This is a genomic window from Yersinia massiliensis (genome assembly GCF_003048255.1).
GTDB classification, from domain to species: Bacteria; Pseudomonadota; Gammaproteobacteria; order Enterobacterales; family Enterobacteriaceae; genus Yersinia; species Yersinia massiliensis_A.
This window is the reverse complement of the sequence record NZ_CP028487.1, coordinates 1851292-1874641: the sequence shown is the minus strand read 5'-3', so window position 1 is coordinate 1874641 and position 23350 is coordinate 1851292. Positions and strand designations below refer to the sequence as shown.

Sequence of the window (23350 nt, the reverse complement as noted above, 5' to 3'; positions counted from 1 at the left end):
CTGTTGGCACGGAGAGGACGTTAGAAAAACCACTCAGCCAGTAGCAAGACCGCAATGATTATCATCAGACCGCCGGAAATCTGGCTGACATTCTGCGCTGCGCGTGGGCGCGTTCGGAGCATGGTGCCGGAGCCGTACCCTACGAGCAAATAGACTACAGCGCAGCTGACTACATGAACCAGTCCCAGCGCGGTCATCTGCATCGGAAGCGGCCAAGCTGCATGGACGTCTGTGAACTGAGGTAGCAGGGCTAAAAACAGCAGAAATACCTTTGGGTTAAGCCCGCTGATGCAGAAGCCTTTAAGCGCCCATTTCAGCGGTGACCCAGCATCCTCACCTTGATCCGCCACCGGTGCTGACGGATGGCTCAGCATACCGATACCGAGCCAGAGAAGATAGCCAGCGCCAGCAACAGTCAGCGCGGACAATACACCCGGTGCACCTGCAATAATCGAGCCGATGCCGGTGGCCACGATGAGCGTTGCGATCAGGTGACCGCCAAGCATACCAGCAACCGCCGGCATCACACGACGTCCTCGGATACCGGCAGAAATGGCGTAAGCCCAGTCAGCGCCGGGAGTAATAACGAAAAGTACGGACACAGCCCAAAATGCAGCGAACATACTCACTGACATACGATATTCTCCTCAGTGAACCCATTTCTGGCCGGCCATTCATTTGCGTCTGAAACCTGCATTTATTGAGACCTTTATTTAACAGATGTGGTTAAATCTAAATAGAGAATATCTCTTTGATGGCGGGATGTGCTCTCATTTACAGCATGATTTGAATATTTGGCGGGAGACTTTAAAGAATGGACAAGATAGATTGCAATATTCTTGCAGAGCTTCAGCAAGACGGGCGCCTTTCGCTTACCGACCTAGCAGAACGAGTAGGGATCAGCCTGTCCTCTTGCCAGCGGCGGGTCAGGTCCTTGGAGCAGGATGGCGTTATCAGCGGCTATAGGGCGTATCTTGATCCTGCCAGATTCGGGCTGAACTTTTCAGCCATTGTCTTCGTGACCCTGCGTGAGGGAGATCGCCAAGCGGTAAGTGCCTTTGAGGCAGCAGTAAAAGATATACCGCAAATCATTCAGGCGCAGCGACTATTTGGTGATCCGGATTATCTGCTTCACGTTATCACGCGTGACCTACCGGCTTTTCAGCAACTGTATGATGAAAAACTCTCAGGTTTGGTGGGAGTGCAGCGGCTTACCTCAACGCTAGTTATGAAAACAGTCGTAAAAGATCGTGCCCTGCCAGTCTGATGCTCATAATAATCAACAGCTCAATTTTTCAGGCAAGATAGTTAATCTGGAACAGAGAACAGGCCTGAAATCTGACTGAGCCTTCGTTTCTGGCACAGAGCGGACATGATGTGCAGTAGTGATTTAGCTCAAAACTCAATCATTCTGTAAAGGATATGATTACATCACTCTCATAATTTATCTTTGTCATAAATGGATTAAGACTTATGACTATCAATATAAGACCAGCTCAAGCATCTGATGTTGAAAGTATTTTTACTGTCAGAACATCAGTCACCGAAAATCATCTGAGCCGTGAAGAGATGCTGGTGATGGGCATCAGCGAAACTACCGTGTGCAATATGATCGAAGAGAATCTTTGCGCATGGGTTGCAACAGATGATGATGAAGTGGTGGGTTTTTCGATGATTTTAAGGGAGAAAGGCTCTCTTTTTGGTCTTTTTGTTCTTCCTGCATATGAAGGCAGAGGCATCGGTCGCAGGCTTACAAAGATTGCGGAACAGGAGTTGTTCAAACAACACAAAGTTGCCTGGCTGGAAACAGATAAAAACAGTCGTGCGGCCAAATTCTACATGCAACTCGGCTGGGGTAATAAGACACAATTAAATGGTGCTTATATTCGATTAGAGAAGCAACGTGGTGTTTAACCTTCTACGGCTCTTATCAAATTCCGCTTCTGATATAAAGCGAACTATCCGGCTGAGCTGAAGGCCCGCTTCGAGCCAAAAGCGGAAGTTAGCCTCACACATACATCATTAGTATCTCGGGTGACCTCTAAAAGTGAATGGCTCGGATTGCAGGGAAACTTACGCTGAACTGATGTCGCTAGCATCTCATTCCATTAATAAATAGGGTGAGCGTCAAACAGATTCATTGTGGTACAGCAGCCACGCCGATTCGATGCCATTTTTCCGGAGGGCTGATACCAAAGTGACCCGCCTCAATAACCAGTTCCAGATTTGCTGTCGTACTTTCAGCATCAGAGAAGCCAAAATACTTAACCGCACCTTGCATGACAGACAGGCGGCCGTAAACACCAGCTTTCGTATTGTGATGACTCAGAAGAGCTGCAACTCCCGCAACAATCCAAATGCCAGTTTCATATGCGCTTCACTGACAATGAATGCCCTCAACTGCTGCGCCTCATCATACCCTTTGGCAATCAACCCCTGCGGTTCGGCAAAGATTTGCCAGCTCAAATCACCGCGCTGGGTTTCACCCGCGAGATGCAATGGCAGCTCAGGTGTTTTCACTTTCACCAACATGGCGGGAAGCACAATGTCATCGGTTGCACCCAACAGATTTTTAGCCAGCGTCATGGCGCTAAACTGAATAGGTTGCAGGAACGGCAGCACTTTACCGTCAATTTCAGCACAGTCCCCTAGCGCATAAATATTTGCGTCTGAGGTTTGCAACTGGCGATTGACCTGAATACCGCGATTCACCTCAAGCCCGGCGTGTTGTGCAAGCCCAATATTAGGACGCAGGCCGATAGCCGCGACAACTGCATCAACACCAACTACTCGCCCATGACTAAGCGCGGCATTAATGCCCTGAGGCGTTTTAGACAGTGATTCAAGATGTTGATTAAACAGCAACTCGACACCCATTTGATTCAGGCGATGCTGAAGGCGGCTGCTGACTTCTACAGGCATCAGCGAAGCAAGCAGGCTGGAAGCGTTATCGACCAAAATGACCTGTTTACCCGCGCGGCAAAAATCCATCGCAAGCTCAGTACCAATCAAGCCACCACCTAAAATCATCACTCGGTGGGCGTCACGCAGCGACGATTCACAGGTCTGATACTCTTGCTGGCTGTTGAGCGTCAGCATCAGTTCTTTTCCAGGAATCGGAGGCAGCAGTGCACTTGATCCGGTTGCCAGAACCAGTTTGTCGTACTGCCATTGCTGGTTGCCACATTTAACCAAGCGCTCGCGAGTATCAATATCCGACACCCAGCTATTGGCATTGAGCTTTAAATTGAACTGCTCGGCAAACATCCCAGCACGCTGACGAGTGAGGTCGTCTGCACGCTGATTCAGGCTAATAACATGGCTGAGTTCGGGCTTGTTGTATTCATCCATGCTATCGGCGGCAATCATACGCACAGGAACCTGTGCGTCATGTTTACGGATATTTTTTACCAGTTGGCGGGCCGCAAAACCAGAACCGATAATGACAATACCGTGGCTCATTTTGCCTCCGTTGCCAGTACGTCAAACACGTCTTTACCGAGAGAGCATTCCGGACATAGGAAGGTTTCTGGTACTTCACTCCAAGGGGTGCCAGGTGCAACTTCCTGCATTGGTTCACCGGTTTGCGGATCATAAATCCACTGGCAAACGCTGCATTGCATAGATGGGCCTAAGTCCACACAGGTTTTCATTTCTTCAACATTTGCTGTCAGTGGTGCGGTGGCAGTCGCTGAAACCAATGGCGTCAACGCCCACTGGCGTGCGATTTCACGGCCATGCTGACGACAGATTTCCAACGCATCGAGATCTGGGCGCCATTTAGCTTTCAGGCTCAGCGACATTTCAAAACCAGCATCCTGCAAGCGGGTAGAAAGGCGGTCTACCGCACCGCCGCTCCAGCCGTGAGAACCAAATGCGCTGGCACGTTTATTACGGAAACGCATGCCGGTCATCTCTTCAACCAGACCGGCAATTTTTGGCATCATCACGTTGTTCATGGTGGATGTGCCGACCAGTACGCCTTTAGAACGGAAGACGTTAGTCAGAATGTCATTTTTGTCACTACGGGCGACGTTAAAGATTTTTACCGCCACACTTGGGTCAACTTCGTTAATCCCCTGGCCAATGGCGTCTGCCATCATCCGGGTGTTGTTTGACATGGTGTCGTAGAAAATAGTGATGCGGTCTTCCTGATAGTCTGCCGCCCATTTCAGATACATTTCGACAATCTGAGTCGGGTTATCACGCCATACCACACCGTGTGAGGTGGCAATCATATCCACCGGCAGGTTGAAACCGAGGATCTCAGTGATTTTCGGTGTTACCAGACGGCTGAACGGAGTCAGAATGTTGGCGTAGTAGCGCTGGCATTGTTCGAACAACTCGGTTTGATCTACTTCATCATTGAACAGGCGTTCATCGCAATAGTGCTGACCGAAAGCATCGTTACTGAACAGCACGGCATCGCCAGTCATATAGGTCATCATACTGTCCGGCCAGTGCAGCATTGGGGTTTCAACGAAGATCAGTTGTTTCCCATTACCAATGTCCAAACTGTCACCGGTTTTCACCACGTTGAAGTTCCACTCAGGGTGATGATGGTGGCCGGTGATGGAATCGATGGCGTTAGCGGTACAGTAAATTGGTGTGTCCGGGATGTAGGACATCAGCTCAGTCAGTGCGCCTGCATGGTCTTCTTCCGCGTGGTTAATAATGATGTAATCGATATCGGCCAGGTTTATTTCGCTACGCAAGTTCTGCACAAACTCGCGGCTGAATTTATGATCAACGGTGTCGATCAGGACATTTTTCTCTTCACGAATGAGATAGCTATTGTAACTGCTGCCACGCAGTGTTTTGTATTCGGTGCCGTGGAAGTCACGCACTTCCCAATCACGTTGGCCAACCCAATGAATATTGTTTTTTACTAAAATAGCCATTCTTATACCTCAGAAAAGAATTAAAAAAATAATGCTCATGCTAGGTTTAATACAAATGGCATGCCAACTTTTCAATCAATTGATTACAAAGGTTTTTCATTAAAATTGATAAAATGAAATTGTCATTATGACTATTAGGTATAATGTATTTTTGACAGCGTCATTGTTTTTTTGACTATCAAGAGATAAGTTAGCATTGGCTTGCTTGAATCTATCTGGCATCGTCATATTCCTTCGCAAAATTATCTAACCAGATTTGGCATATTCCGTGCCATTTGTTAACGCGTTGATTTGCCTCTAGCGGAAAATTCTCTATTGTGTTAAACACAATGCCTACCTTTGTCATTAAGACAATTCATGTGCGGGTGACAATATGGCTCTTTCTGTTGAAACGCTGGCGGCACTGGCCGTCGATATTCAGAATGGTGTGAACGGACGCGATCGTTTTATGCGGATGATTAACAGCATCCACAGCGCGCTAAACTGTGACGCCACCGCACTGTTACGCTACGAAAATCTGCAATTTCGGCCACTGGCCACCGCTGGCTTGGCGCCGGATGTGATGGGACGTCGATTCAATCTTGATGTTCATCCACGGCTTGAAGCCATCGCGCGCGCTGGCGATGTGGTGCGCTTTCCTGCCGACAGCGATTTACCGGATCCCTATGATGGATTGATTCCCGATCAAGGCGATTTGCACGTTCACGCCTGCGTCGGCATCCCCCTTTTTGTCGGGCAAACGCTGATCGGCGCTCTGACGCTGGATGGCATGAATGCCACTCAGTTCGATGAGTACAGTGATGAAGAATTACGGGTGCTGGCGAGCCTGACTGCGGGTGCATTGAATAATGCCTTGCTGATGGAGCGTTTAGAGAAACCAGCCTCATCTTTTATACCGTCACCTCGCCGACCGGAAGAGAATGAAGAGGTTGAAATTATTGGTGATTCAGCAGCGTTAGCGCACCTCAAAAAAGAGATTGGTGTTGTTGCGCCCTGCGATCTCAGCGTCTTGATAATGGGGGAAACAGGCACTGGTAAAGAGCTTATCGCTCTGGCTATTCACCGACAATCGCATCGCTCAGCGCGACCGCTGATTTATCTGAACTGTGCAGCCCTGCCGGAAAGCGTGGCGGAAAGCGAGCTGTTTGGCCATGTCAAAGGTGCGTTCACCGGCGCCATTCACGATCGGCGAGGAAAATTCGAGTTGGCGGATAAAGGAACGCTGTTTCTTGACGAGATCGGAGAATTGCCGCTTTCGCTGCAGGCCAAGCTTTTACGTGTGTTGCAGTATGGCGATCTGCAGCGGGTGGGGGAAGATAAGCCGCTTACCGTTGATGTGCGCATTATCGCCGCAACCAACCTTGATATGCGTAAAGCGGTGACCGATGGCAAATTCAGGGCTGATCTTTATCATCGCCTTAGTGTCTTCCCGTTGTTCGTCCCGTCGCTGAATGAGCGTCGGGAGGATATTGTGCTGCTGGCTGGCTATTTCTGTGAAAAGTGTCGGGTCAAATTCAGTCTGATAAGCATTGCGCTGAGTTCTGACTGCCGCGCTATGCTGCAAGCCGCCAGTTGGCCGGGAAATGTGCGCGAGCTTGAACATGCCATATATCGTGCCGTTATCATCGCGCAGGCCGAATCACGCAACGGTAAAGTTATTTTGCTTTCGCAACATTTCCAGTTTGAAAATGAGAGCGCTGTTCATGCAGAACCAATCAAAACTTTGGTAGCAACACCAGCGATGAATCTCAGCGAGGCGACGCGTAAATTTCAATACGATTATATCCAACAGGTCTATGTAGACTGTGATCAGGTGTGGGCTAAGGCGGCAAGAAAGCTTGAATTAGATCCGGGTAATCTTCATCGACTGGCAGTCAAATTGGGCCTAAAGAAATAGAGTAATGGACAGGGCTACTGACATTACGATGTGTTAGCCTTCAAAAATTAGCATCCTTCATAGCGGGAGGGAGTATGTACGGACCCGATCCATCCAATAAACATCCAATGAAGGGATTTCCTCAGGTTTGTTTTGTCAAAAATACGGTGACAAATCCAAACATCATAGTGGGTGATTTTACTTATTACGACGACCCAGAGGACTCAGAAAACTTCGAGCGCAACGTTCTCTATCATTTCCCTTTTATTGGTGACAAGCTGATTATCGGTAAGTTTTGCGCCATCGCAAGAGGCGTCCAGTTCATTATGAACGGGGCAAACCATAAACTTTCTGGCTTCTCTACTTTCCCGTTTTATATTTTCGGGAATGGATGGGAAAAGTCCATGCCCCAAGCCGGTGATTTGCCCTACAAAGGCGATACTATAATCGGCAATGATGTGTGGATCGGGTATAAAGCGCTGATTATGCCCGGCGTAAAGATCGGTAATGGGGCGATAATCTCTTCACGTGCGGTGGTGACTTCTGATGTACCTGCATATGCGGTTGTTGGTGGCAATCCTGCCAAAGTGATTAAGAAACGATTTACTGATGAAACGATAGCAACGCTAGAAAAACTGGCGTGGTGGGATTGGCCCATAGAAAAGATTACTCAGAACCTTACTGCAATAATGTCCAGTAATATAGACGCATTACATGACTAAAAGGCCCTGTTTCGTGGTCCGATGATGTCTGTTTCTGGCACGAAACTGCCCGTTCCGCAAATGCCTCAGGCAGCTTAGTGCGTGGAGCGGACTTATTGCCATCAGGTATACAGGGAGCATTAGGCCTCACTGAAATTCTAAAAAATTAATGCTAAAACATCTGAGTTCAGCCCATATTCAAATCGAACAGGCGATATATGGCAATTATGCCACTCGAGGTTAGGTTCACTTCGCGATATCCCTGTGTGCAGGTTATCCATTCTTTTTGTAAAAAAAACGTCATCAGCGCTGAGCCTGCTTCTCCCCCCAGATGGAAACGTCTTTCGCTCCAGTCGAGGCAGGCACAACAGGATTTGCGTCGTGGTCGCGGGTTAAGAACTACACCGATGCGCTGAAAATGGGATTTTCCGGCTTGCGTCAGTGCACTGCCCCCAGCCTCAAGCCATCGTTCCTGCAACATAAACTCGTAAATACTGACAGCAAGTTCTCCTGCCAGATGGTCATAACAAGTGCGAGCGAATCGTAAATGTGTCGGCGTTCGGGTCGTAGGGGATTTGAAGGTATGCATGGAAACCCCCATCAGATTTTCCAGCAATGCGGCAATATGATGACCTGCGAGGCTGTAATAGCGGTGGCGTCCCTGAGTCAGGCACACAACCAGCCCGTTGTTCAGAAGTCGGGAAAGGTGCCCGCTGGTCGTGGATGGGGCAATGTCTGCCACCGCACTGAGTTCAGTTGCTGTCCACGCGCGTCCATCCATCAGGGCACACAGAATACTGACCCTTGACGGATCAGCTATGGCAGAAGCAATCAAAGACATCGATTTTTCGAGAGAGTCATCCGACTCACTGTCATATTCGGTTTTCAGAAAGTTCATTCAGAGGGTAATGCCCATTTTCGCGTCACTTCAGCTGCATGAGTATCATCATCCGTCAGCAGAATGAGTCGGTTACTGTGGTCGCTGTACTGTACCAGAATGTTGATACCATTCCTGGCAATTGTTTCAGCTATCTCCCCCAACTCTCCCGGACGTTCCTGAGGTAACTTTCTTATCACTGGGCGGCACACTTTATGGACGTCAAAACCAGCCTCAGTGAGAACCTTGCGGGCTTTTTCGCCGTCCTGAACCAGAAAATTCGCATGTGCTGTTTCGGATGTTGAAAATACACCGCCTCCTTCAAGACCGACGCCGTTTTTGCCCAACACGCTGCCAAGTGATCCAAGCGCCCCTGGGGTATTACTGAGAATGACGTGAATATTAAACATGATGATGTGCTTCCTTATCAGAAGAGTAGTCGCGAAATACGCTTGCAACACGGATTCTGTAAAAAGAAAAAATCGACTGTTTACCTTCTTTCTGTGCAGCCAGATGCATAACATTCTGCTTCCATCCAGCCACAGAGCTCTCATCCTCCCACCATGACAAAGAAAGCAATTTCCCCGGGGTACTCAGACTCTGGAATCGCTCAATAGAAATAAATCCCGGGGTGTCTAACAATAGTGGCTTGAGCTCAGAAGCAAGCTGAAAATATCGCTCCTGCGCTTCGGGTAATGCTTCTGCCTCGAAAATAACTGCAATCATTGATCAGCTCCTTTGTTAATTTCCAATGAGTTTATTACCAACGAAAGTCTGATACTTCGGTCTGCACCGAAATATGTAAGTTTCATGAAAACAAAACTTTCGCGAACGATAAAAATTCACTGAGTGGAGCAAGTAAAATTGAATATAGGGATCGATATACGAGCGGGTGAACTTATCTAAATTGAGCCATCCATAACATCCGTTTTTGGAACGAGGCGGACAAGATTTTGGAGATGAAGGTCTGCTGTGAGCGAAGAGCGGAAGTTGGCAAAACAATACTACCATCACGGTATACTGATCGGCAGGGAGCAGGTCAATCGCCAAGCTAATATTTATCGTTTAGCTGCCTTTGATATATCAGCAAGTCCAGTTCGGGTGCCTCCCCGGATACGCGGGTCAACATTGCATGGACCTGCCCTCTGTGATGGGTTTGATGATTAAACCAGTGAGCCAGAGCAGACCAGATTACCTGCTGCTTAAGTTCTGGTGTTGAAGCCCGCCGGTAGGAGACTATGCCAGCTAAATCGGTTTCTGATAATCCCATGATAAAACCAACGATCTTTTTATCTTCTTCTCTTCGCGCCATTTCCAGACTGGGAAAATCACTGTTGAACAGTATCTGGTCCAGCCGATACCCTGTTTCAGGTAATGCGTTTAAACGATGTCTCCATATCCTGTCCGTCACTAGCATGTGATTCAGCGTCGCCTCGATAGACCCAAAAAAAGCGCCGCAGTTTTTACGGTAAGCATCTTCTCCAATCTTTCCAACGCTGGAATATAACCGTTCATTCGCCCAGGCGTTGTAGCCGGCTAGAATGTTGAAATGCATGTTGAGTGAACTCATAATTTCATCCATTTAAAAGAACAACCGTTTTAATTATAGTTGTGCATTTAGCTGCGCAATAAAGATACTCTGACCCGTTCCCTTTTAGTCAATGCTGTGCGGACTCAGTAATGTCTGCTCAGAGCGAGGAGCAGACTTCGGCGTCAGCAAGATTACGTTAAGTTGGCAAAGCTATAAGATACAGTTTTTCATAGTGGATCGATGGCTAAGTCGGTAGAGAAGTGCTGAGTATGCGTTATTATTAAGAGTGAGACAGTAGATTGAAAACAAAACAATCAAAAATCCTTAAGTCAATTTATAGGCCCATGCGTTGCGACGAGTTTGACCTCTGGGCGGACCTCTCTTTAAATGACTATGTTGAAGACCTGATCACAAATCATCGGTACAGCCGTAAAAAAGCCCAAGTAGAGACGTCGAAATCATTTAAAACAGCTTTGCCAGCGGGTATCAATACTCCAAATAACCACTTTAGAACTTATGAACATGACGGCCAGGCTGCGGGATATCTGTGGTTCAGCTTGGAAGATAACTCAGCTTTTTTATCAGATATAATACTTATCCCAGAATTTCAGGGTAAGGGTATGGGCAGGGATTTTATCCGTGCGTTCCTGAATGAGTTGACTAGTCAGGGTGCGTATGAGGTGGAGCTAAGAGTATCACCGGACAACCAAAGGGCTTTAAAATTATATAAAGAGTTTGGTTTTCGGATAACTGGTTTTGATATGAGTCTTTTGCTGGAGCCCGAGTTATCAGCAATCCGTTAATCATAATGTTCGGGAACAATGGTTTACTTGTGATTGCCTGCTTACATCGCCTGTTAGATTCAGGCAAAATGGCTATTAATCTGGATTCCCTTACTGTGCATTTTTCTGAGGACTGATCATGGTTTGGTGCTAAAACGTTTGATGGAACACATATTGCCAAACCTCGTCCCCCACTTAATTTGACAGTCCTTAAACGGCTATGGGACACGTTCAGGACGAACTATATGTAGCTTTGAAGTGATCGACACAAATTGGCTACGGCATGACAATTTAATTGAATACTAAAAGTCCGCTCTTGGCACTAAGCTGCCAGTTCCACAATGGCCTCGGGCAGCTTCGGCTGGCAACAGACTTATCAGGCCTAACGGGTATCGGTCATTCCAAACATCGGGGGCATTCTAATATCCTGATTGTTTTGTCATCTTTCGCTCACCTCTCCCCAGAATAATTCACAAAGCATCACGATAAAATGTCACTGCGGTTATACGTTGGCAGATTGCTATCAGTCACTTTATTGGACAAACAGCCAGATTCGCCAGTTGGCTTAAAATTCGTTATTATCCGCTGCCAATCTCCATCCGAGCAGTCTGATGTCTAAGATTTTCGATACTTTTATCGCCCCGCCGTGCCATGAGCAAATAGAGACGCTCTATCAGGATGATCATCTGGTTCTTATCAATAAACCCGCTGGACTGCTCAGCCTCTCAGGGAAAAACCCGCAAAATCTCGATTCAGTGCATCATCGGCTTGTGCAGATATTCCCCGGTTGTACCCTCGTCCACCGCCTTGATTTTGGTACTTCCGGACTAATGACCATTGCCCGCAATAAGGCGATTAATGCTGCTCTCTGCCAACAGTTCAGTCAACGCACGGTGATCAAGAAGTACAGTGCACTACTTTGCGGACATTTGGACGATAACGAAGGGGTGATAGACGCTGCGATTGCTAAAGACCCGGCGTTGTTCCCTTTGATGTCGATTTGCGCAATTCACGGTAAGCCCGCTCGCTCCCACTATCGGGTCATTGAACGTATTTATCAAGAATTGGAAGACAGGACGTTATTACCGTTAACGCGGGTACAGCTAACCCCTGAGACTGGGCGAACCCACCAGCTACGCATCCACTGCCAGCAGTTGGGCCACCCTATTTTGGGCTGCGACCTGTATGGCGGCCGCTTGATATCAGGAACTGAACAGGTTCCGCGGCTGATGTTGCACGCCAGTGAGTTGCATTTTGTTCATCCCATCAGCGAAGAGCGGATCAACGCCCGCCATGCTAGTCCGTTCTAAGCGCGCTCATTACCACATTAAATCATCGGGCACTTTAAAATCAGCGTACGGATCTTCTTCATCTTGCTCTTCCTGACTAAGCGCACTATTTAAGACAATACTGCTCGCATCTCGCTGGGCAATTTTATCGGCCACGCTTGCAGGGATGATTGCGTATTCACTCTCTCCACTGTTATCAATAGTTAAACGAGCAATGGCAAGACGACCATTAATCAATTGCGCTTGAGTAGGCTTATCCACGACGACTTTTTTAATTAAATTATTATCGGTGAAGTTAAAATCAATATTGCCTTTTAAAATGACGATTTTGTTCATTTCAATCAGTTGCTTCACCTGAGCTTTATGCTCTTTGGATAAAGCCGCTTTGTTTTGTTGCTCACTTATCTGCTTATCACGTTCAAGTTGAGTCTTTTTATTTTCTTCTACGGCTTCTCTTGCCTCACGGGCCTGAACGCGTGATTTTTTAGCCGTTCTTTGGACTTTAGCGATCTTTTTGCTGGTCACTAGCCCAGCTTTTAACATCTGCTCTTGTAAGGTAAGTTTTGTCATTTTCGTTTCTAAACCAATTAAGTAATTTACGAGATTATACCTATAATTTTTGAGGCTGTACTAGGTAGCAGTGACAAGTCATATTCATCCAAAAATAGGCTGCTACGATCTGGATAGCAGTTTTTCCTTTCTCGCCTCAATTATTCAAACAACAATGGTGAAAGTCCCATAAACATGACTACGTTCAAAATCATCTGAATCAAGACGAAAAAAATGCAAGCGCACCAAGCACAGCGACTTTTAATCTGTTATCCATTCCCAGAGTTTTATCGCCCCGTACCCAGCTAGAGCCACGCCACTCACAGCTAGGACAACTGGCGCTGCTGCGGCAACAGTTGAAGAACCAACGATACCCGCTATCGCGCTTGAACCCGCAACGCTACTCGATACAGCAGCAGTAGTCATACCCACACCACTAGCCGTTGCGGCTATACCACGGGTAATAGAAGGGCCACTGGCAGCAGCGGTAAGGTGACTAAACGCGGAGTTGCTGGCAGCGCTCATCACCGTATTTCGTGTTAACTGCCCCTTAGTCATTGATGCAGCAGCACGTAGCAGAGGGTCACTTATGGCCTGTGCAGTTTTATATGCATGGTATGTATTGTAACCAGCACTAGATATTTTCACCGTATAGAGTATTTTCTTTTTTACCTGCTGACTCTCGGCTTTCCCGGTCACGCACCACGTTGCAAAATGCTCGCAATTATTAAATATCAAATTATATTCATTCTCACCTAATCGATCTTTTGCCCTTTTCACAATGGCTGTTGGTGAAAATCTCACATCTTCATCGATGTGTTTTATGACTATAATTTCGTCCCTATTTTGGTTGAAATCTTCGATTGCAGTTTCGCAAATAGCACCTTTTGATAGGCCATTTGCAAGTCCTGCATAATGAACAACCTTACCACCACCCACATAGATACCGTGATGCGTGTATCCTGTCCTTGTTGATAATAGATGCGCACCTAAAGTAATCATGATTCTCCCTAAATATTAGGCATATACCTTTCATAGATGTTGTATACCCGCATTAAAATAGTATTGCTACAAATAAAAGGGCGATTCAAGCGCTCCAGATGGGCCACCTGGGATAATTTCTTTCAAGCTACGAATGAATGCGCGTGTTGCGGGGGAATGCAGCGCACCTTTGCGGCTCATGATGCCAATGTCGCGATGAGTTTCATTCAGATGAATTCGTAATGGCGTTAGCACCCCAATCGATATTTCATATTCCAATTGGTGAGATGACACAACCGCCACCATATCAGACCTCAGCAGCAACTCCCTCACCACCGTAGGGTCACCGGTTTCCACCACAGGTTGCGGCGCATCCATGCCAAGACGGCGAAATGCCTTGATTAACGAATGCCTCGACGGTGCATTCTCTCGCGGTAATACCCATTTAATATTGTCAAAATCTGCCGCCATTAAATCTCGGCCCGTCAGGAAATGGGCTGGACGAGTGAGCAGAATCAGCTCTTCGGTAAAGAGTTTGATTTTATCGAGGTCATCAACACTCGAGTCATGACGTAATGCGCCAATAATCAGATCGATATTTCCCCCGCGTAACTCACTCACGAGTCTATCGAATGCACTTTCATCGGTAGCGACTTTTATCGTCTCATGGGCATTAATCGCGTTAATTATCGCTTTGGGTAACAGCCCCGCACGGCTCAACGGCAGCGCACCAACATGCACGGTTCCGGTGACGATGCCTTTCATCGCCGCAATTTCTTCTGGAATACGGCGTATTTCGTTTAATGCGCGGCTTATCGATGGGGCTATTTTTCTGCTCATTTTGGTCGGCATCATGCCTTGTGCTGTTCGACGAAACAGTACGGCCCCACAACCTTGCTCCATGGTTTTTATCGCTGCACTGACAGCAGATGAGGTGATATCTAACGAATTGGCGACGTTGCGGGTGGAATGCAGCTGATACAAGGCCAGAAAAATCTTCAACCGCATAACGTTATACAGCCAGAGCGGTTCAGAAAAATCGGAGCCTGTATCATCTATCAATGGTGGGACTTGCTGGAGTTCATCAAGTATCTGAATCGCTCGCGGTAAAATAGATTTTCCCTGCTCCGTCAATAACATCCCTGCTGAATGTCGTTCAAATAGCGACTCGCCTAAAATGTGTTCAAGCTCACGAATTGAACGCGTTATCGCAGATTGAGTGCGAAATAAATTATGTGCCGCCTGAGAGATACTTCCGGTTTGTGCAACTCGCAGGAATGCTCTTATCTGCATGATATTAAATAATTTGTATTCCTGTTTCTTTTTCAATTTGACTGTCCCACCAATACCGCCTCTTTCACCACATTAAATAAAACTCATAGCGATGGCAACTAAACGCATTATCCCGCCTTGACATCATCATGGAAGAATAACGTTGACGAATAAGCAGGATAAAAGGAGAAGTTTATGACGAGTCCTACCCCTAAAAGTGCCCTAGTAGTCAGTGCACATTCAGCAGATTTTGTTTGGCGAGCAGGTGGAGCAATCGCCCTGCATGTTGAGCAAGGTTACCAAGTTCATATTGTTTGCCTTTCTTATGGTGAGCGCGGCGAGTCGGCAAAACTCTGGCGTAAAGGGCAAATGACTGAAGCCTCGGTTAAAGAGCAGCGACAAGAAGAAGCTCAAGCTGCGGCCGATATTTTAGGTGCCAGTATCGAATATTTTGATCTTGGCGATTATCCATTGCGGGCCGACAAACAGGCGCTATTCAAATTAGCCGATGTGTATCGCAGAATTCAGCCTCACTTCGTACTGACGCACTCTCTCGCTGACCCCTATAATTATGATCATCCTCTTGCCGCCAGCCTGACCCAAGAAGCACGAATCATTGCCCAAGCAGAAGGTTATCGGCCCGGCGAAAATATCATTGGGGCTCCCCCCGTGTATTGTTTCGAACCACATCAACCCGAGCAATGCGGCTGGAAACCGGATGTCCTGCTCGATATCACCTCAGTATGGGATAAAAAGTACGCCGCAATCCAATGCATGGCTGGGCAAGAACATCTGTGGGAATACTACACCCGCGTCGCCTTGCAGCGTGGTGTTCAAGCTAAGCGCAATGTCGGTATTACGTCCCAGAGAGCATTAGTTCACGCTGAAGGGTATCAGAGCATTTTCCCTCGCGTGACGGAGGTTCTGTCATGAGTGACATCAATAGAAAAGGGATTGTGGTTACCCACATTGAGCGTAGCGACCCAGCGTTACTCGCACGTTTCCAGACTTTTGGTGTAGCAACCACACATGAGGCGCAAGGTCGCATGGGGTTACTTGAGCATCGCGTTCGCCCCATTCAACAAGGTGTCACCATTGCAGGAAATGCCATCACTGTCTTGGTTTCTCCGGGGGATAATTGGATGTTCCACGTTGCAGTAGAACAGTGCCAACCCGGTGATGTGCTACTGGTCACGCCCACCTCCCCTTGCTACGACGGTTTTTTTGGTGACTTACTCGCAACATCATTACAGGCGCGTGGCGTGGTGGCGCTGGTTGGGGATATTGGTATACGCGATAGCCAAACGCTCAGGGAAATGTCCTTCCCGGTCTGGTCCAGTTTAGTTTTCGCGCAAGGTACCGTGAAAGAGACCATTGGCTCGGTCAACGTGCCCATTATCTGTGCGGGGCAGTTAGTGCATCCGGGCGATATCGTGGTCGCGGATGATGACGGCGTGGTCATTGTCCCTCTTCAAAAAGGCGCATGGGTTGCCGATGCTGCGCAACAGCGTCTCATCCAAGAAGAGAGTAAACGCCAACGTTTATCTCGCGGCGAACTGGGTTTAGACATTTATCAAATGCGGGACAAGCTCTCAGCAAAAGGATTGCAGTACATCCGTTCATTGACTGATCTCAATGACTGACCGTGGCGTATTCGCGGCAAGATAGTTTGCTGATTGCACCCGAAAGGATACTGTTATGAATGAGAAATTATGGAAAACAGGCATATTGATCGCAGTCCCGCTGGTGATGTGGTTCATCCCCCCTCCTGCGGGTCTTGAGGTTGATGCCTGGCGATTATTTGGTTTCTACATCACTGCAATCATTGGGCTTATTTTAAGGCCCTTCCCTGAACCGGTTATTCTCCTGTCAGTCGTGGGTCTGTCAGGATTATTTCTAAATAACACCAGTCAGATTCTGGTGGGCTACGCAACAACGACGGTTTGGTTAGTCTTCGCGGCTTTCGGTATTAGCGTCGCATTCGTGAAAACGGGCCTAGGTAAGCGCATCGCCTTTCATATGATCAGGCTTTTTGGCGGCACGACACTGCGTTTAGGCTACGTCACGGCTTTTCTTGAGTTTGTGATTGCCCCCGTTACGCCATCAAATACTGCGCGCAGTGGCGGAATTGTCTTCCCTATTATTCTTTCCGTGGTGAAAGCCCTTGGTTCAGAACCCGGTGAAACAGCTAAAAAAGCCGGTTCATACTTAATGTCGAATATCTACTTCGTGATGAAAGTCAGTAGTTTTATCTTCATCACGGCGATGGCACCGAATTTGCTCGTGGCAGAATTTGCCAACAGTATTTTGGATGTTCATCTCGATTGGGGTGTTTGGGCATTGGCCATGATTGTACCCGGCGTTTTACTCTTACTTATCGTCCCTGCGGTTGGCTACTGGCTTGATAAACCTGAGATAACCAAGGTCGATAATGAAAGAATTGCCTCTGAGGGGCTAAAAGAACTGGGGAAAATGACAAGGAAAGAAAAAATTCTGGTCGGGATCTTTATTACTGCACTACTTGGCTGGGCCCTTCCCTCAATTCTGTCACAGGTATTTGGTATCACATTTAAAATTGAGGCGACGGCAATCGCCATTGTTGCCATGATTCTATGTGTGTTGAGTGGCGTGATTAAATGGGATGACTTCCTCAATACGAAAGGCGCATGGAATACATTATTATGGTTCGGTGGAATCATTGGGCTTGCCAGCGCACTTAATAAAGCAAAAGTATTTGACTGGTTAGCGGAGTTGATACAAGACAAGATTGATTTTGGTCATTACCCTTTTATTGTTCTAACGGTTATTGGCTTTGTGAGTATCGCTATTCGTTATTTCTTTGCTTCCGCGAGTTCATTTACTATTGCCATGCTACCTGTATTTTTCACCGTCGGTAAAGTGGCGGGTGCCGACCCTATGGCACTGGCGTTATTACTGGCAGCCACTAACTCTTACGGTGGGTCATTAACACATTACGGAGGTGGTGCAGCACCCATTATTTTTGGCGCAGGATACAGCGATGTTAAACAATGGTGGATATCAGGTGCCGTCATTGCCATGGTCTGCTTCATTATCACAATAACCATTGGTTATGCTTGGTGGACATTTATCGGACTAGTTTAAAATAGTACGTACTGAATAATATCATTATATTAACAACTTCATTATTAACGTATTTGAATGTTGCTTTTGCAACAGGCATAGGCTTTGTTATTAATAGCAACGCCGGGGAATTTTATTGACTGGAATACTATATTAACAAAAGTCATGTCAATAAGTGACATGTCATTGAAGGTATAGTATTCCTAATAGGAAAAATGAAATGATGAATAGTGATATGGATAATTCTAGGCAAGCAGCAGTTAACGTCTTAAAGGTTATTTGCTCAATGGCCACATCTCGTCTTCTCCAAGCACTTATCTTAGATTATACCAAGCTGACGGGCACCCAAGTGAGGCTTGAAAGCACAGGCGGTGTTACTGCCGTACAGCGAGTCACTGTAGGTGAAAAGTTCGATATCGTGATACTCGCCTTACCTGCTATTACGCGATTGGCAACCTCAGTACAATTTAGCCCGCCGGTTAACATCGCCTTGAGTAAAATGGCGCTGGCTGTTCATGAAGACCACCCCACGCCGGATATCAGTAACGAGGAGGCATTAAGAACAGTATTACTGGGGGCAAAATCCATCGGCTGCTCAACGGGCCCCAGTGGCGATCATCTGAAGCAGATATTCACTCGTTGGGGGCAAGAAACGCAACTAGGTCAAAAATTAGTTGTTGCTCCCCCAGGAATTTCTGTGGGTTCGCTGATTGCCAGCGGTAAAGTAGATATCGGTTTTCAACAACTGAGCGAACTGCTTCCTCTACTCGGTATAAAAATACTTGAAAACTTACCGCCGGAAGTTCAATTGACGACCTGTTTTTCCGGTGCCATACCCGAATATTCCGAGGATGCTACCGCTGCAAAAGCACTGCTACAATTTTTAGTTTCCCCTGAAGCCGATGACATCAAAATTCAACATGGCATGACGCCAAGTGAATAGTGCGAAATAGGATGATTCAACACAATATACACCACAAGAATTATCTTATTTCATCATCCAATTAATAAGATAATTCTCCCCTCACCCGCCTTCTCTTTTTATTACTTAAAATAATTGGGTATTAATTGTTTAGCCTTCGTTAAAAATTAAATATCTAATTATTACGGTGGCAATAGGGAGTGTATTTCATGTCACATTTTAACACATGTTAGTAGCTCCCCTTATAATTCAATGATTAGGGTCATATTCTTACGATAACTTACCCCCTATATTTTCCTCAGACTTAAAGCCATTAGTGATCAAGGAGAAATAAATGGATGTAAACAAAGAGGAAAATAAAGTCGGCCCGGGTGCCTATTTTGCGCTGGCCTTCGCAGCGGTCTTTTTTTCAGGATTACTCGGAGGACAAGAGTGGTATGGCGTATTTGATTTCACCACGTTGAATGGCGCATTTGGTAAAGTCGTCAGTCGAGCCAGTCTCGAGGGTGACACACTGGTCACCGCAACCAGTGCTTTTCGCGGCACCGGCGGTAATGGTGCAATGGATGGTTTCCTATTCGCATTGGGGCTAATTCCTGCGGTGATGTTCGCCCTAGGCATGATCAATGTGCTGGAGCATTATGGCGCATTACGCGCAGCACGTAAGTTACTGACACCGATGCTGCGCCCACTGTTAGGCCTCCCTGGCAATACTGGCCTTGCCATGATCGGCAGCCTGCAAAGTACCGATGTCGGTGCATCACTCACCCGCAACTTAGCGGATGAAGGCCAGATAACCGAAAAAGAGAAAGATGTTTTCGCCATGTTTCAGTTTTCAGCAGGTGCGATGATCACTAACTTTTTCTCCTCCGGTGCCATTCTCTTTACGCTAGTTGCCGTTGACGGTACCGCCGCCGTGCCGACCTCTATCGGCGCCTGCATTGTGGTGATGTTTACCATGAAAATCGTTGGGGCCAATATCCTGCGTCTCATCCTAAAATTTATCGACAAAGATGCATCCGTTAAAACTGATGCGAAAGGGGAAGCGTGATGAGCACTCCGAATTCCAATCCCGTTATCACCGATGTGTTTGTTGCCGGTGCCCGTAAAGGCTGGAATATTGCCACGTCGAGTACCCTGCCAAATGTCGTTATGGCGTTTATCATTATTAAAGCGCTGGAAATCACGGGGGCGCTAAAAGGGCTAGGCCTGATTTTCTCCCCGATAATGGGGTTATTTGGGTTACCCGGTGAAGCGGCTGCGGTATTGATCGGCAGTTGGATGTCGATGGGGGGTGGCATTGGTGTTGCTATCGGCTTGTTTGATAAAGGCATCATTACCGGCGAACACTTGGCTATCCTCGCACCCGCCATTTATCTGATGGGTTCACAAGTGCAATACCTTGGTCGCATCTTGGGTGTGATCGGGACCAGCGGCAAACGTATCCCGCTAATGATTGGTATTTCCGTACTTAATGCATTTTTAGCCATGTTGCTGATGCGAATTATTGTCTAGAACAGGATGTCATATGAATATTGAGCGCTATATCGAAGAATTGGCAACACTGGTGAACGTCGACTGTGGAACGCAGACGCTAGAAGGCGTCAAAACCGTTGCTGAACGCATGCAAGCATTGTGGACACAAGAAGGCTGGAATACAGAACAGATTCCTCTGGGCGATAAAGTGGGGCCAGGGCTGTTGGTCACGAATAAACCACAGGCAACCCATTTTGATGTTCTGCTCGTGGGTCATCTTGATACGGTATTTCCAGCAGGAACCGTCGCTGAGCGCCCCATGAGCCGAGATACCGAATACCTTTATGGGCCAGGTGTCGCCGACATGAAAAGTGGATTACTCAACATCTTATGGGCCATTCGCGAGCTGGATGCTGTAGACAAGTCACGTCTTTCTATCGCCATCGCCATGAACCCAGATGAAGAAACCGGCTCGGTCTACTCCCATGAGTGGATTGGTGAACTGGCAAAACGCTCCCGTGTGGTGCTGGTTTGTGAAGCGGCACGCGCAGATGGTTCACTGGTCAAAGCCCGTAAAGGCATGGTGGGCTACCATCTTACCTTCACCGGCGTTGCCGCCCATGCCGGTAATGATCCAGAAAAAGGACGTTCCGCAGTGACCGCGTTGGCAAACGCTATCATCGCCATCAATGGGCTGACGGACCTCAGCCGGGGTACGACACTGAATGTTGGCGTCGTCCAAGGGGGGAGCGCCGCAAACGTAGTAGCTGACCGAGCCATCGCCGAGCTGGATGTTCGTTTCTGGGAAAACGAAGAGTATGACCGCATCAACGAGAGCATGAATAAGTTGTGCGCGAAGGGTTTTCTCGACGGCGTAACCACCAAATTAGAGCAAGTCACTCATAAACCCGCGATGGCCGCGAGTGATGACACATCATCATTGATGTCGTTGGTTGAGGAAGCGGGTAAAGCCGAAGGTATCCCGATTACCTGGCAGGCTGTCGGAGGTGGCAGCGATGCCAATCATACCGCCGCGCTGGGTATCCCAACGTTAGATGGTCTTGGCCCTATCGGAGCGGGGTTCCACAGCACAGCTGAGTATCTGCAAATTGATTCTATTCTGCCGCGTATTCGGCTGCTGCGTCGCATCATTTCTATGCTGTAATTTTATGGGCATCAGCCAGTGAGGAATAGGCTGATGCCCCTATATCCATAAAAAAGGAGTGAGTGGAAGACTCACTCCTGAGGTTGCGGATAAACCCACTATGCAGCCCCCAGACTTGCGGGTCGACTGCAACTTAGAAACTACAGCGCATAAAATATCAGCGCGGCAATGCCACCAAAGAGGATCCATTTAATCAAATAGTAAATTCGGCGATTCCACGCTTTTAAGCGTTTACCCACCTTGCGCACCGCATAGATATATTTAAACATCCGGTTCACGCCACCGGTACGATCGCCTTCATCATTCGGTGCCGCGGCAGCACTCATTAAATTACGTCCTAACCAATGATTCACCCATTGCGCCCAGCGGTAGCGCATCGGCCGCTCAATATCGCAAAACAGAATCAGTCTATTTTGGCCACTTTGGTTTTCAGCGTAGTGAATGTAGGTTTCATCAAACAACACCCCTTCGCCGTCTCGCCAGCTGTAAGTGGTGCCATCAACATCGATAAAACAGCGATCATCATTCGGGGTGATTAAGCCCAGATGGTAACGTAAAGAGCCAGCATAGGGGTCACGATGTCGAGGTAAACGGCTTCCATCGGGTAATTCAGCAAACATGGCGGCTTTGATAGACGGTAGCTCACGTAGCAATGAGGTGGTGTGTGGGCAGAGTGTCATCGCCGAAGGATGGCTGTCTTCATACCATTTTAGGTAAAAACGCTTCCAACCCGTTTTAAAGAAAGAATTAAAACCCGCATCATTATACTTATCTGATGCTTTTATTTGCTGGATCGCCATCAAGGCTTTGCCCTCCTCCCTGATTTGCTGCCAGTTATCACGCAGGATGGTCAGTTCAGGGAAAAGGTCTTGTTTTAAATAGGGCGTCGTAGGAACGCGAGAGAATAAGTACATAAACACATTCAGAGGAGAGACAAATGTCGAATGATCTGAAAGTTGCCGCCAGAATTTATACCGAACTTTCCCTCGAAAATGGACATAGGCGACACACAGGATAAAAATAGTGAGCACAATATATTTCATGATTTCCTATCAAATAAATATGGCGGGTAGCAAAATATTTAGCTGATCTATTTTGAAATATCCAATTTTTAATCATGAAAATTGAAGGCAAAACGCTTGAATAATAAAATTAATAAGCGATGAAGGTTTGAATATCGTTGTCAGTTATCGTAAAACAACCATTAAAACAACGACCTGCTGGGAATTCATCACTCAAACCGCGCAAGAGCTGCAACTCAAAACGCCCCGTGTCTAACGAATAATCGGTGAGGTGTGCCTCAAGGAAATCAAAATAACGGCCCAGTTGCGGATAAACCGCTTTAAATAAGCTCTCTTTCGCGGAAAAAGCCAATGTCAGTAAATGGTTGAACGGTAATGGGCCTTGCTGAAATTGGCGATACTCTTCTTCACTGAGGATGCCGGGCCACAAGTCTGCCGCCCTTTCAACCGGAATGAGCCCTTCAATATCCAACCCAATACCATGAGTGATACGACTTTCCGTTAATGGCCCAACAGCGGGGGTGACCACCTGAGCCGCGCATAATGCACGTTGGCTATTGTGGCTGATACTACCGATGAGGCCAGTTGGCCATTGTGGAGCGCGACCGGCTCCGTTTGTGAGCGGATAATCACGAATTTCCAGCATATTCAAAACTTGGCGAGCCACAAAACGACCCGCCAGATATTCCGCACGCCGTTTCGTCACGGCCTTGTGCAAGTTACCGGGAAAGGCGATGCCATAAACGGCAAACAGCTCATCCCGATACTCATTGACATCAAAATCGCATTTCGCCAACAGTCCGTGGAACTGTGGCTGACCATTCAAACCGCTAGCGGGTAGTGCGGCAAAGGTAAAGTTACGAATAAATACCGAGGTCACACATCATCCTAATCTTGTTGATTC

General features: G+C 47.3%; 25 protein-coding genes and 1 pseudogene. 13 read left to right on the top strand and 13 right to left on the bottom strand.

What is annotated here, in order from left to right; all coding sequences use genetic code 11:
- Positions 1-20: 20 nt before the first annotated feature.
- Entirely contained in the window at positions 21-635 is a 615-nt protein-coding gene (locus tag DA391_RS08600) for a LysE family translocator (RefSeq protein WP_050286397.1), read from the bottom strand.
- Between the two features lie 179 nt (positions 636-814).
- On the opposite strand from DA391_RS08600, the gene DA391_RS08595 reads away from it, so the two are divergent.
- Positions 815-1267 (top strand): Lrp/AsnC family transcriptional regulator, encoded by a 453-nt coding sequence (locus tag DA391_RS08595; RefSeq protein ID WP_050286396.1) that lies wholly within the window; start codon positions 815-817, stop codon positions 1265-1267.
- Positions 1268-1473: 206 nt separating this feature from the next.
- A complete protein-coding gene (locus tag DA391_RS08590; RefSeq protein ID WP_108087539.1) occupies positions 1474-1914 on the top strand; it encodes a GNAT family N-acetyltransferase in 441 nt (146 codons plus the stop codon).
- 247 nt (positions 1915-2161) lie between these two features.
- Here the strand turns inward: DA391_RS08590 and DA391_RS08585 are convergent.
- The 3 genes and pseudogenes from DA391_RS08585 to norV form a co-directional block, all read right to left on the bottom strand.
- Positions 2162-2335 (bottom strand): annotated as a pseudogene (locus DA391_RS08585) (DUF1971 domain-containing protein); the annotation flags it as partial.
- Entirely contained in the window at positions 2326-3462 is a 1137-nt protein-coding gene (gene norW, locus DA391_RS08580) for an NADH:flavorubredoxin reductase NorW (protein WP_108087538.1), read from the bottom strand. The pseudogene DA391_RS08585 and the gene norW, both read right to left, overlap by 10 nt.
- Positions 3459-4901 carry an anaerobic nitric oxide reductase flavorubredoxin gene (gene norV, locus DA391_RS08575; RefSeq protein ID WP_108087537.1) on the bottom strand — a complete coding sequence of 481 codons (1443 nt, stop codon included), beginning with the start codon at positions 4899-4901 and terminating at the stop codon, positions 3459-3461. Before norV ends, norW begins: the two co-directional genes overlap by 4 nt.
- A gap of 373 nt (positions 4902-5274) precedes the next feature.
- Between norV and norR the strand changes: the two genes are divergently transcribed.
- On the top strand, positions 5275-6798 hold the full coding sequence (gene norR / locus DA391_RS08570) for a nitric oxide reductase transcriptional regulator NorR (RefSeq protein ID WP_050874637.1): 1524 nt from the start codon (positions 5275-5277) through the stop codon (positions 6796-6798).
- Between the two features lie 74 nt (positions 6799-6872).
- Positions 6873-7499, top strand: a complete 627-nt coding sequence (locus tag DA391_RS08565; protein WP_050286391.1) for a Vat family streptogramin A O-acetyltransferase — start codon at positions 6873-6875, stop codon at positions 7497-7499.
- 166 nt (positions 7500-7665) lie between these two features.
- Here the strand turns inward: DA391_RS08565 and DA391_RS08560 are convergent, their stop codons facing one another.
- The 4 genes from DA391_RS08560 to DA391_RS08545 form a co-directional block, all read right to left on the bottom strand.
- Entirely contained in the window at positions 7666-8376 is a 711-nt protein-coding gene (locus DA391_RS08560; RefSeq protein WP_050874635.1) for an ArsR/SmtB family transcription factor, read from the bottom strand.
- Positions 8373-8765 carry an amino acid-binding protein gene (locus DA391_RS08555; protein WP_050286389.1) on the bottom strand — a complete coding sequence of 131 codons (393 nt, stop codon included), beginning with the start codon at positions 8763-8765 and terminating at the stop codon, positions 8373-8375. Before DA391_RS08555 ends, DA391_RS08560 begins: the two co-directional genes overlap by 4 nt.
- Complete coding sequence (locus tag DA391_RS08550) at positions 8758-9081, bottom strand: antibiotic biosynthesis monooxygenase family protein (protein ID WP_050878785.1); 324 nt, start codon at positions 9079-9081, stop codon at positions 8758-8760. Before DA391_RS08550 ends, DA391_RS08555 begins: the two co-directional genes overlap by 8 nt.
- A 325-nt stretch (positions 9082-9406) precedes the next feature.
- Positions 9407-9925, bottom strand: coding sequence for a DinB family protein (locus tag DA391_RS08545; RefSeq protein WP_240624799.1), 519 nt, complete (start codon positions 9923-9925; stop codon positions 9407-9409).
- Positions 9926-10185: 260 nt separating this feature from the next.
- On the opposite strand from DA391_RS08545, the gene DA391_RS08540 reads away from it, so the two are divergent.
- A complete protein-coding gene (locus DA391_RS08540; protein WP_050079747.1) occupies positions 10186-10689 on the top strand; it encodes a GNAT family N-acetyltransferase in 504 nt (167 codons plus the stop codon).
- Positions 10690-11279: 590 nt separating this feature from the next.
- Complete coding sequence (locus DA391_RS08535; protein ID WP_108087535.1) at positions 11280-11978, top strand: RluA family pseudouridine synthase; 699 nt, start codon at positions 11280-11282, stop codon at positions 11976-11978.
- A gap of 9 nt (positions 11979-11987) precedes the next feature.
- On the opposite strand, the gene DA391_RS08530 is transcribed toward DA391_RS08535, so the two are convergent.
- The 3 genes from DA391_RS08530 to DA391_RS08520 form a co-directional block, all read right to left on the bottom strand.
- Positions 11988-12527 (bottom strand): DUF2058 domain-containing protein, encoded by a 540-nt coding sequence (locus tag DA391_RS08530; protein ID WP_108087534.1) that lies wholly within the window; start codon positions 12525-12527, stop codon positions 11988-11990.
- 240 nt (positions 12528-12767) lie between these two features.
- Entirely contained in the window at positions 12768-13508 is a 741-nt protein-coding gene (locus DA391_RS08525) for a lecithin retinol acyltransferase family protein (protein ID WP_050286384.1), read from the bottom strand.
- Between the two features lie 66 nt (positions 13509-13574).
- Positions 13575-14816 carry a LysR family transcriptional regulator gene (locus DA391_RS08520; protein ID WP_240624797.1) on the bottom strand — a complete coding sequence of 414 codons (1242 nt, stop codon included), beginning with the start codon at positions 14814-14816 and terminating at the stop codon, positions 13575-13577.
- Positions 14817-14954: 138 nt separating this feature from the next.
- On the opposite strand from DA391_RS08520, the gene galB reads away from it, so the two are divergent.
- From galB to DA391_RS08485, 7 genes are all read left to right on the top strand, one after another.
- A complete protein-coding gene (gene galB / locus DA391_RS08515) occupies positions 14955-15692 on the top strand; it encodes a 4-oxalmesaconate hydratase (RefSeq protein ID WP_019210420.1) in 738 nt (245 codons plus the stop codon).
- Entirely contained in the window at positions 15689-16402 is a 714-nt protein-coding gene (locus DA391_RS08510) for a 4-carboxy-4-hydroxy-2-oxoadipate aldolase/oxaloacetate decarboxylase (protein WP_108087532.1), read from the top strand. Before galB ends, DA391_RS08510 begins: the two co-directional genes overlap by 4 nt.
- A 55-nt stretch (positions 16403-16457) precedes the next feature.
- Positions 16458-17882 (top strand): anion permease, encoded by a 1425-nt coding sequence (locus DA391_RS08505; protein WP_050286381.1) that lies wholly within the window; start codon positions 16458-16460, stop codon positions 17880-17882.
- Between the two features lie 265 nt (positions 17883-18147).
- Positions 18148-18804 (top strand): substrate-binding domain-containing protein, encoded by a 657-nt coding sequence (locus tag DA391_RS08500; protein WP_159074559.1) that lies wholly within the window; start codon positions 18148-18150, stop codon positions 18802-18804.
- Positions 18805-19117: 313 nt separating this feature from the next.
- Positions 19118-19834 carry a nucleoside recognition domain-containing protein gene (locus DA391_RS08495; RefSeq protein WP_050079754.1) on the top strand — a complete coding sequence of 239 codons (717 nt, stop codon included), beginning with the start codon at positions 19118-19120 and terminating at the stop codon, positions 19832-19834.
- Positions 19834-20298, top strand: coding sequence for a YjiG family protein (locus tag DA391_RS08490; protein WP_019210425.1), 465 nt, complete (start codon positions 19834-19836; stop codon positions 20296-20298). Before DA391_RS08495 ends, DA391_RS08490 begins: the two co-directional genes overlap by 1 nt.
- Positions 20299-20311: 13 nt before the next feature.
- Positions 20312-21424, top strand: a complete 1113-nt coding sequence (locus DA391_RS08485; RefSeq protein WP_050872640.1) for a M20 family metallopeptidase — start codon at positions 20312-20314, stop codon at positions 21422-21424.
- Between the two features lie 140 nt (positions 21425-21564).
- Here the strand turns inward: DA391_RS08485 and lpxO are convergent, their stop codons facing one another.
- Together lpxO and DA391_RS08475 are read right to left on the bottom strand one after the other, a co-directional pair.
- Complete coding sequence (lpxO, locus tag DA391_RS08480; RefSeq protein WP_050079756.1) at positions 21565-22467, bottom strand: lipid A hydroxylase LpxO; 903 nt, start codon at positions 22465-22467, stop codon at positions 21565-21567.
- Positions 22468-22576: 109 nt separating this feature from the next.
- The gene (locus DA391_RS08475) at positions 22577-23326 is read right to left on the bottom strand and encodes a 4'-phosphopantetheinyl transferase family protein (RefSeq protein ID WP_050286378.1); all 750 of its coding nucleotides are present in this window, start codon (positions 23324-23326) and stop codon (positions 22577-22579) included.
- Positions 23327-23350: the final 24 nt, after the last annotated feature.

What these genes read in the sequence shown, in the direction of transcription:
- DA391_RS08600 (WP_050286397.1), bottom strand. Translation starts at nt 635, where the DNA reads ATGTCAGTGAGTATGTTCGCTGCATTTTGGGCTGTGTCCGTACTTTTC.
- DA391_RS08595 (WP_050286396.1), top strand. Translation starts at nt 815, where the DNA reads ATGGACAAGATAGATTGCAATATTCTTGCAGAGCTTCAGCAAGACGGG.
- DA391_RS08590 (WP_108087539.1), top strand. Translation starts at nt 1,474, where the DNA reads ATGACTATCAATATAAGACCAGCTCAAGCATCTGATGTTGAAAGTATT.
- norW (WP_108087538.1), bottom strand. Translation starts at nt 3,462, where the DNA reads ATGAGCCACGGTATTGTCATTATCGGTTCTGGTTTTGCGGCCCGCCAA.
- norV (WP_108087537.1), bottom strand. Translation starts at nt 4,901, where the DNA reads ATGGCTATTTTAGTAAAAAACAATATTCATTGGGTTGGCCAACGTGAT.
- norR (WP_050874637.1), top strand. Translation starts at nt 5,275, where the DNA reads ATGGCTCTTTCTGTTGAAACGCTGGCGGCACTGGCCGTCGATATTCAG.
- DA391_RS08565 (WP_050286391.1), top strand. Translation starts at nt 6,873, where the DNA reads ATGTACGGACCCGATCCATCCAATAAACATCCAATGAAGGGATTTCCT.
- DA391_RS08560 (WP_050874635.1), bottom strand. Translation starts at nt 8,376, where the DNA reads ATGAACTTTCTGAAAACCGAATATGACAGTGAGTCGGATGACTCTCTC.
- DA391_RS08555 (WP_050286389.1), bottom strand. Translation starts at nt 8,765, where the DNA reads ATGTTTAATATTCACGTCATTCTCAGTAATACCCCAGGGGCGCTTGGA.
- DA391_RS08550 (WP_050878785.1), bottom strand. Translation starts at nt 9,081, where the DNA reads ATGATTGCAGTTATTTTCGAGGCAGAAGCATTACCCGAAGCGCAGGAG.
- DA391_RS08545 (WP_240624799.1), bottom strand. Translation starts at nt 9,925, where the DNA reads ATGAGTTCACTCAACATGCATTTCAACATTCTAGCCGGCTACAACGCC.
- DA391_RS08535 (WP_108087535.1), top strand. Translation starts at nt 11,280, where the DNA reads ATGTCTAAGATTTTCGATACTTTTATCGCCCCGCCGTGCCATGAGCAA.
- DA391_RS08530 (WP_108087534.1), bottom strand. Translation starts at nt 12,527, where the DNA reads ATGACAAAACTTACCTTACAAGAGCAGATGTTAAAAGCTGGGCTAGTG.
- DA391_RS08525 (WP_050286384.1), bottom strand. Translation starts at nt 13,508, where the DNA reads ATGATTACTTTAGGTGCGCATCTATTATCAACAAGGACAGGATACACG.
- galB (WP_019210420.1), top strand. Translation starts at nt 14,955, where the DNA reads ATGACGAGTCCTACCCCTAAAAGTGCCCTAGTAGTCAGTGCACATTCA.
- DA391_RS08510 (WP_108087532.1), top strand. Translation starts at nt 15,689, where the DNA reads ATGAGTGACATCAATAGAAAAGGGATTGTGGTTACCCACATTGAGCGT.
- DA391_RS08505 (WP_050286381.1), top strand. Translation starts at nt 16,458, where the DNA reads ATGAATGAGAAATTATGGAAAACAGGCATATTGATCGCAGTCCCGCTG.
- DA391_RS08500 (WP_159074559.1), top strand. Translation starts at nt 18,148, where the DNA reads ATGGCCACATCTCGTCTTCTCCAAGCACTTATCTTAGATTATACCAAG.
- DA391_RS08495 (WP_050079754.1), top strand. Translation starts at nt 19,118, where the DNA reads ATGGATGTAAACAAAGAGGAAAATAAAGTCGGCCCGGGTGCCTATTTT.
- DA391_RS08490 (WP_019210425.1), top strand. Translation starts at nt 19,834, where the DNA reads ATGAGCACTCCGAATTCCAATCCCGTTATCACCGATGTGTTTGTTGCC.
- DA391_RS08485 (WP_050872640.1), top strand. Translation starts at nt 20,312, where the DNA reads ATGAATATTGAGCGCTATATCGAAGAATTGGCAACACTGGTGAACGTC.
- lpxO (WP_050079756.1), bottom strand. Translation starts at nt 22,467, where the DNA reads ATGAAATATATTGTGCTCACTATTTTTATCCTGTGTGTCGCCTATGTC.